The sequence below is a fragment of the Thiohalocapsa halophila genome, assembly GCF_016583825.1.
Lineage (GTDB): Bacteria > Pseudomonadota > Gammaproteobacteria > Chromatiales > Chromatiaceae > Thiohalocapsa > Thiohalocapsa halophila.
In genome coordinates, this window is the sequence record NZ_NRRV01000217.1 from 1 (window position 1) to 967 (window position 967).

General features: G+C 60.4%; 1 protein-coding gene. It reads right to left on the minus strand.

From position 1 onward, the window contains the following. Positions 1-18 precede the first annotated feature (18 nt). Positions 19-967, minus strand: a 949-nt coding sequence (locus tag CKO31_RS26080) for a rod shape-determining protein (RefSeq protein ID WP_200243830.1), incomplete at its 5' end; no start/stop codon positions are given.

Genomic DNA, 967 nt, shown 5'->3' on the forward strand with positions numbered 1-967 from the left:
ACCGAAGATCACCGACGCTCAGATGCGCTCCCAGTACTCCTCGGGCATATCGACACACATCTTCAGGGCGCCGAGACAGCCACAGTACTCCGCATCCTGAACACAATCCGCGCTCGCTCCGCCATAGGCCTTCAGGCTCCTCTCGATGGCCAAATCGATGCCCTTGAGCCGCGAGCCGCCCCCGGCAAGGACGATGTTCTGCCGGAGGTCCGCCTGAAAGTCCGGGTCGAAAGATCCGACCAGCTCTTGCACCGCAGCGGCAATGGGCCGCGTCATCTGGAGACAGGATTCCCGCATGATGTCCGTAATATCATACTCTGCGGGAATACCGCGGTTCGACAGCGTAACCCGGATGGGATCCGAGGTATCGGACACGTAGCCGTATTTTTCTTTGATGCGGCGAATGATCTGAGGCGTGAGCTGAACTTCCGGATACTTTTCGTGAATCGCACGCGTAATCTCGGCATCGAGGAAGTCACCCGCGATCTTGAGCGTCACTTGGTCGTCCGGTTCCGGCATGGAACCATGCATGCGGCAAATGTCGGTGGTGCCGGCCCCAATATCGACGATCAGGCACTCGTCGAAGCGGTCGACGGCGTAGGCGACTGCAAAAGCCTCGCTGACGATCAAGAGCTTGTCGACCGTACCTTCGGTAACGTCGAGCAGCGCCTTTTTGTTATTGATGCTTGCCTGGGCCGGGACGCCGACCGCGGCATGCACACGGTCCCCGGATTTCCGGCTCGGTAGCGCCTGCTCAATCAGGTGCTTCAGGATCAGTCCCGTCGCTTCCATCGCCCTTTCATCCTCACGCACGACCCCATCGGCCAAGGGCCAAACCAAATCGAGGGCAAGGCGGTTGGCCAGGGCCTCATCACCGGCCAAGAAGTCCCTTTGCAGCCGCTTGCGTGCGATGACATCGCGCGGATAGCCGATGCAAGTCCTCGTCGCTGCCCGCCGTCCTTCCGAG